This window comes from Methanospirillum sp., from assembly GCF_028679455.1.
Taxonomy (GTDB): domain Archaea; phylum Halobacteriota; class Methanomicrobia; order Methanomicrobiales; family Methanospirillaceae; genus Methanospirillum.
The window spans coordinates 1-6,937 of the sequence record NZ_JAJRBM010000263.1; the positions used below are offsets into that span (position 1 = coordinate 1).

At 46.8% G+C, this 6,937-nt stretch carries 6 protein-coding genes; 2 read left to right on the forward strand and 4 right to left on the reverse strand.

Features of this window, described 5'->3' with window-relative positions; all coding sequences use genetic code 11:
* From LUQ50_RS08770 to LUQ50_RS08780, 3 genes are all read right to left on the reverse strand, one after another.
* Positions 1-869: lysylphosphatidylglycerol synthase transmembrane domain-containing protein (locus LUQ50_RS08770; RefSeq protein ID WP_300039287.1), on the reverse strand; the 869-nt coding region annotated here is incomplete at its 3' end.
* Entirely contained in the window at positions 859-1,578 is a 720-nt protein-coding gene (locus tag LUQ50_RS08775) for a dolichyl-phosphate beta-glucosyltransferase (protein WP_300039289.1), read from the reverse strand. The genes LUQ50_RS08775 and LUQ50_RS08770, both read right to left, overlap by 11 nt.
* A complete protein-coding gene (locus LUQ50_RS08780; RefSeq protein ID WP_300039291.1) occupies positions 1,568-2,806 on the reverse strand; it encodes an NAD(P)/FAD-dependent oxidoreductase in 1,239 nt (412 codons plus the stop codon). Before LUQ50_RS08780 ends, LUQ50_RS08775 begins: the two co-directional genes overlap by 11 nt.
* A gap of 130 nt (positions 2,807-2,936) precedes the next feature.
* On the opposite strand from LUQ50_RS08780, the gene LUQ50_RS08785 reads away from it, so the two are divergent.
* Positions 2,937-4,121 (forward strand): tubulin/FtsZ family protein, encoded by a 1,185-nt coding sequence (locus LUQ50_RS08785; protein ID WP_300039293.1) that lies wholly within the window; start codon positions 2,937-2,939, stop codon positions 4,119-4,121.
* An 8-nt stretch (positions 4,122-4,129) separates the two neighbouring features.
* Positions 4,130-5,350, forward strand: coding sequence for a hypothetical protein (locus LUQ50_RS08790; RefSeq protein WP_300039295.1), 1,221 nt, complete (start codon positions 4,130-4,132; stop codon positions 5,348-5,350).
* 170 nt (positions 5,351-5,520) lie between these two features.
* Here LUQ50_RS08790 and LUQ50_RS08795 read toward each other — a convergent pair.
* A partial coding sequence (locus LUQ50_RS08795) for a flippase activity-associated protein Agl23 (RefSeq protein WP_300039297.1) occupies positions 5,521-6,937 on the reverse strand: 1,417 nt, incomplete at its 5' end.

A 6,937-nucleotide genomic window follows, 5' to 3' on the forward strand; every position in this document is an offset into this window, starting at 1 on the left:
AGTACGGTAATAAGATTCTTAATCAGGTGATCAACAACCGCAATGAGGGTTGCTGTTGCCGGGGCAACCCCTGATAACTCAAAAATAAGTGCAAGGGAGACTTCATAGGTTCCAAGACCACCCGGAGTTATGGGAACCGCTTTTACCAGATTCCCGGCCACAACCGCAAGAAGGACAACTGCGAATGGCATCTCCTGCCCGAACATTGCTGCGACTGCCAGACAGATTATCGTGTCCATCAACCAGATCGCCATCGATGAAAAAAACAGGATCAACGCCGACGAAGGAGTGAGGGATGCTGCCTTCACCTCAGCAAGCATGGTCAGGAAATAACCCAGATATTTATTATCTGAAGTTAACCGGCCCATAAAGAGCAAAATCGCAAAAAAGAGAACTCCTAGTATCAGGGGCACTGCTATAAGCGAGAGCATCCATTCCGGAACATTCAGAACAAAGAGAACCGAGACCAGACCCAGTAGGGCAACCGTGAGAATATCAAAGACCCGTTCTACCACAATTGAGGAGAGGCCCTGTGAGACGGTTGAGTTATACTCATGCCGTATCAGGACGATCCTGATCAGATCTCCCAGTCTCGCCGGAACCAGAAGGTTTACCGTCTGCGAGAGGTAGATACAGGCGGTTGCAAATATCGTCGGCACTACCACCGTTAGTCGGGAAAGAATTACCTTATACCTCCATCCCCGGGAGAACCATGCAAGAGTACAGATAAGAACTGCAGGAATGAGATAGAGAGGATGAAGATATTGAAGAGTACTGGTCAGATCCCCCCAGACACGCCAGAGCATTGCCCCGATGATACCGCAGGCAAATAGAAGAGAAAGAATCAGCGCAGCGATCTTACGATACATGAATTCTCCACCAGAGATTCAGAATTGATCGGCCCATCTTCCAGATATCCTGTGATTTGACTGTCGTTCCGGGCCCTTCACGCCAGAGTACCGGGATCTCTGCTATTTGAAACCCCTTTCGTTGAGCTCTGACCAGAACTTCAGTATCCCAGAACCAATGAGTATCACAGATTTCAGGAAGAAGAGCAAGGAGTTTATTTCTTCGGAATGCCTTGAATCCACACTGATGATCGTTTAACCTGCTTCTGAGAATAAAGCGAACCAGCCAGTTATACCCGCGACTCTTGATCTCACGATTCAGGCTGCGTGTGATATCACTATCAGATAGAAGGCGCGAGCCGGTCGCAATATCGGCGCCTTCATCAACCACATTGATAATCTGGGGAAGGTATGCCATGTCAGTGGCAAGATCAACATCAAAGTAGCAGAAGATGTCACCCTTTGCCCGCATTGCTGCGGTAGAAAGGGCAGAACCGCGTCCAAGGCGCTGATCACGATGAAGATGGACTATTCGTGAGTCTCTTTCCTGCCATGATGCAGCACATTCAGCAGAACCATCAGTACTTGCATCTTCTGCAATGATGATCTCAAACCCTGAATAATTCTGCTCCATCAGTTGCAGAGTTTGGGGAATCGCTTTTTTCAGCGCAGATATATCATTGTATACAGGAATAACCACAGAGATGAAAGATTTGGAATTAGTATTCACAGCTTTGGATACCCTCCACGACTCGCCGGGCTGCCTTGATAGAGCCTTCAATACTCCGTTCAGGGTAATTTTCAGGTGAAAACATACCTGCAAGGTACAGACCGGGAATAGACGGCTCGATTAGATTGTGTTTATATCCGGTGAGATACAGCGGACCTGCATCGCGATCAATTGCAATTCTGGTCCAGAGTACTTCCTGAGGATCTACTGAGAATTTAGTGCAGAAGTCAGATAGCATCTTCTCTTGTAATGCAGGATCAGGAGTGCCGGTAAAGTATGATGCCAGGTATACCAGATGTTCTCCATACCATTCAAACGGGGCAAAATTGGTGTGAGATACGACTGCGCCATAGGGAGCGGGATCGGTAACGTTCAGCCAGTATATACCCTGCGCCACATCACGGGAGAGCGCGAGCGTCATGCAGGCTGCTCCCTGATACGGAATGTCAGGGATACCGGAAATTCCAAGATCTGTCAGGATCCGGGGGCTGACTGTACCAATCAGGAGATCAAAGCATTCACCATTTATTTCCCAGCCTGATCCCTTCGGGGAGGTAATCCGGGTAACCGAAGTGACCGGGGTTCCGGTATTGATTCTACATCCCCGCTCTGATGCAGCAGATGAGAGTCGATCGATCAGAACTGAAAAACCTCCTTTAAGATATCCCAGACGCTCTCCTTCAACCCCACGGTTAGATCTGATGGCAACACGGCTGATCAACCAGGCAGCCGATACCTGATCCGCATTCTGACCAAACTTGGATTTTAGAAGCGGCTCAAAAAATGAATGATATATGCGCTCTCCAAGCCTGGATACGATAAATTCCCGTGCGGTAATGGCATCAAGGGGAGTCATGTCCAGCCCGGACGCCTGCATCGTAAACATCCCAAGTCGTATCTTGTCAATGAAACTCAGATACTGATAACGGAGGATCTCCATAGGGGTAGTTAGCGGGTGGATAACGCCATCCGTAAATGAACCGGTGGAACCCGAGAGCCAGATGATATCGTTAGTCAGGTCAAGCTCTTCTAAGAGATTCATCAGAGCAGTATCACCTGAGAAGAAATGGTGATAGAACCTTTCGATTGAGTACCGCTCATTTCGATACGAAGAAAGTAGACCACCCAAATCGGATTCCCGTTCAAATATGACCACTTCGTGGTTACCTGCAAGAGCATATCCTGCAACAAGCCCTGCTAGTCCACCACCAATGATACCTATCCGCATCTGAAATCTCCGCTCATATTTCCTTAGTTAATCCCATCGCGCTTATTGAAGAAGCTTTTTGAGTATACACACGTAAAATGTACGCAATATCAAGGTACCGTATAATTTCAGGGCAACTGGTGTTACCACAATGAAAGTATTTTTTATAGGATTCGGTCAGGCAGGAGGCAAGATCGTTGATAAGTTCATCGAGTTTGACCAAAGAGCCTCAGGAGGAAGCTTCCGGGCGATAGCGGTCAACACTGCCCGTACAGACCTCATGGGACTTCAGAACATCGATTTTGAAGATCGGGTTCTCATCGGCCAGACAACGGTGAAGGGGCATGGAGTAGGGACAGACAACGACACCGGTGCCCAGATTACCTTTGATGAGATTGATATCGTGATGAATGCCATCGATCGGAAAGGGATCGGAGAAACCGAGGCATTTATTATTGTTGCCGGTCTCGGAGGAGGGACCGGATCGGGTGGTGCCCCGGTCCTTGCCCGTCATCTCAAAAAGATCTATACCGAGCCGGTCTACGTTCTTGCTATTCTCCCTGCACCTGAAGAAGGACGACTCTATTCATATAATGCAGCAAGAAGCCTCGCCACTTTAGTGAAAGAAGCTGATAATGTCATCCTTTTTGATAATAGCGCATGGAAGAATGAGGGTGAAAGTATCAAGGGAGCCTTTGAACGCCTGAATGAAGAAGTTGTCCGAAGATTCGGCCTTCTCTTCCGTGCAGGTGAAGTAGGAACTTTAGGCAATGTTGGTGAGATGGTGGTAGACTCAAGTGAGATCATCAACACGCTGAAGGGTGGGGGCATTAGTTCAGTTGGGTATGCCATCAGTGAAGTAGGAGTTCAGAACCCGGAACCTGAACGTGGATTACTCGGAAGAGTTCTTCGGAGGGGACCACAGGTCGAAGAACGGCGCCCTGAAGATAAACTGATGGGGGAAGATCGGACATCACGTATCCTCTCCCTGGTCCGAAGGGCAATGCTTGGGCGGCTGACACTCCCCTGTGAGTATTCAACAGCAAGCAGGGCCCTGGTACTGGTTGCAGGACCACCTGATGAACTGGATCGGAAAGGAATCGAGAAGGCAAAAAGTTGGGTTGAGGAGAACATTGCCGGTGTTGAAGTTAGGGGCGGAGACTTTCCTGCCCAGAGCAGATACGTTGCAGCGGTGGTTCTCCTTGCTTCGATCGCTGATGCACCCCGTGTTACAAATCTGCTTGAGATTGCTAAAGAGACCAAAGCAACTTCAGAACGTATTGACGAGGAGAACGTACTCAAACTCGATGAGAGCATCGAACCACTGTTTGAATGAGGTCACGCATGAAGACAGGAACACTAATTATCTCATTGCTGGTTCTTATCGGACTGGCAATCACCCCGGTTCTGGCAGGAGTAGATGTCGGATATGTCAATGTCAAACCTGCCGGGGATCTTGAATCAGGAAAATCAAATGTAACTGCAGATTTTCAGATTGACTTTACTTCAGTTGCAGGTGAAACATTTCCCAGTGATGAGAATCTCCTCCTTTCAACCCAGCTGGAAAACCCACTCTGGACATATTCTATCATCCTTGACGGAGTAGAAAATACCCGGCCTGCGTCAAGTAAAAGTCAACTCACCCTTACGGGATGGGAACTTTCATATAAAGATCAGGAAGAGCAGGTCAAGGTTTCTTTGAAAGGAAATGCTCCAAAGACTGACAAATCAAAACAGATCGAGGTTGTTAGTGTCAGCACCACCGGTGCAAATAACCGGGTAAAAGAGCAGGTACGGAATGTAACCGCATTCCTTACAAATCCCAATGAGTTATCCGGAGATATCGGCTCAATCAAAACAAAAGTCAAGACATTGCAGAATGATATTGCCAAATACAAAGCAGACGGGATTGATACCTCAAAAGCTGACCAGAAGGTTAAGGATGCATCTGATGCACTGAACCAGGCTGCCAAAGAGACATTTGCAAATGCAAAGATTTACATGCAGAATGCAGAGACCTATGTCAAAGATGCATACTCGTATCTCGATATGGGGATCGCCCAAAAAGAAATAGCAGATGCAAAGGAGGCGATTGATCGGACCGATGAATGGATCACTTATTTTAAGACAGACAAAAAGATGGAGACAGATCCGCGTCTGGCACCAATCATTACCAAACGGGAATTTGCAGCAGAATATGCATCAAACGCACAGGAACTCTTTGATCAGAGTAAATTCACAGAAGCACGCCAGAAAGCGGAGGACGCATTCACCAAGGCTACTGATGTTTTTAACGATACCCAGAATCTGAATAATGAGGTCAACCAGACCGCGAAGGCTGGTGCAGCACCAGACCTGAGTGGACTGTTCGGCATTTTAACTAACCTGATCATTCTGATTATTATCATCGCCATCGTTGTAGGGATCTTCCTATTCCTGAAAAAACGTGGAGGGTCCGGAGGCGGAAAGGGAGGTAGCGGGAAAGGTGGCGGAGGTTCTTTCGGATGGAAGAAACGTTCTTCAACAAAGTCGAAGAAGTCTCATCAGTATGATGAACTCTTTTGAGTTCACCACATATTTTTTCTGAATTAGTGGTACCGGTTACAGTTTCCTTTTTTTCTGGCACTCAAAATCAGAACACTAAAACCAAGACCTGCGTAGCCAGATCTGCTATTAATCCCAAAGGAATTATTTCAGTCACTGGCAGCAGTTTCAAACACGGAAAAAAGAGAGCGTCACAGAGTGACACCAGACTTCTGTTTCACAAAAACATCAAGGTTGATACTGCCGGTTTTTCCGTCCCGAAGGAAATAATACGCAGGAATTCGATCTTTATTATCATACCATGAGAACCAGTAACTGAGTTTGTACTGCTTCTTGTCATAACCCGCAAGAGTATCATAACTCTCGGTGTCATGAGTTATCACGAGATCAGGATGCTGGGACGCAAAGGTAGACGGTTCTACCTTCTTACCATAGAACGTGATTTTATCCCACCGGTTTCCCCGATAATACCAGGGTAGTGGCCAGTATGATTCAGTTGCCACAACTACTGAATTGGAATTATCAATGAGCCGCATAACTTCCCGCATATCCTCACTATTCTGAACCTGCACAATAGGTTCATTGATGTCTGCAGGAGTATAGCAGACATGGGCCATCATCACGATCAGGAAGATGGCTGCAATTACCACCGCAATAATCTTCCCACGAGACTGAACCTCATATGAGGCAAGGAGAATCATCGGGAAGAGCTGATGAATAATAAGCCAGGGGACTTTTTCTCCGACATAGGCGTAAAAAAGCATTGCCAGAATGGTCCAGTAGAGTGCCAGGAGAAAGATAAACTGCGAACGATCCGGGATACCACGGAATGAACGGACAAATCCTTCCCTGCCTTGTAGACGGCGCAGATACGACTTAATTTCTGTAATTACGCACGAAAATCCTTTTTCACGGATGCCATACTGCCATACTGCTGCCATCGCAAGAAGGGCTATAGGAAGTTCATACAATCCCAGAATGAGAAGATACCAGTAAGGCCCACCACAGAGACGGCACTGACCATTGATACCCATCCAATGCTCAATCGCCTTAAATGGTGCCTGAAAAAACATCTCAGGATGTATAAAGAAGGTGGTATAGCATACCGCTCCGATTCCTGCCATTACAAGTATTCCGGAGATAAGATCCCGTTTCCAGGTATCAGGTAATGCGATTCTGCCATTGAGTAACATGAACAGGAAAAAAGAACCTAGTATCAACAGGGTAAACGGCATATCCTCTTTGAGACAAAGACCACATGCAGCAGATACAGCTCCACCAATTGCATACTGCCACTTCCCCTTGTCAAAGTAGAGGAGAAGACATACGAGCAGAAGTACAGTAAAGAAGAGTTGAAATATATCATGGCGAAGAAAACGGGAAAAATACACCATTGAGGGAGATATCGCAAAGAAAAATGCACCAACTATAGCATAGTTGCGGGTAAGCCACCCTTCCCGGTATAATATATAGAAAAGGGGAATTATCGCTGCACCAAAAAGCCCGGGTAAAAACCTGACAATGGTATCAGAATCCTTAAACAGTAAAAACGCCGCACCTGTCAGATAATACAGAAGCGGGCCATGATACATGGGATCATAGAGATAT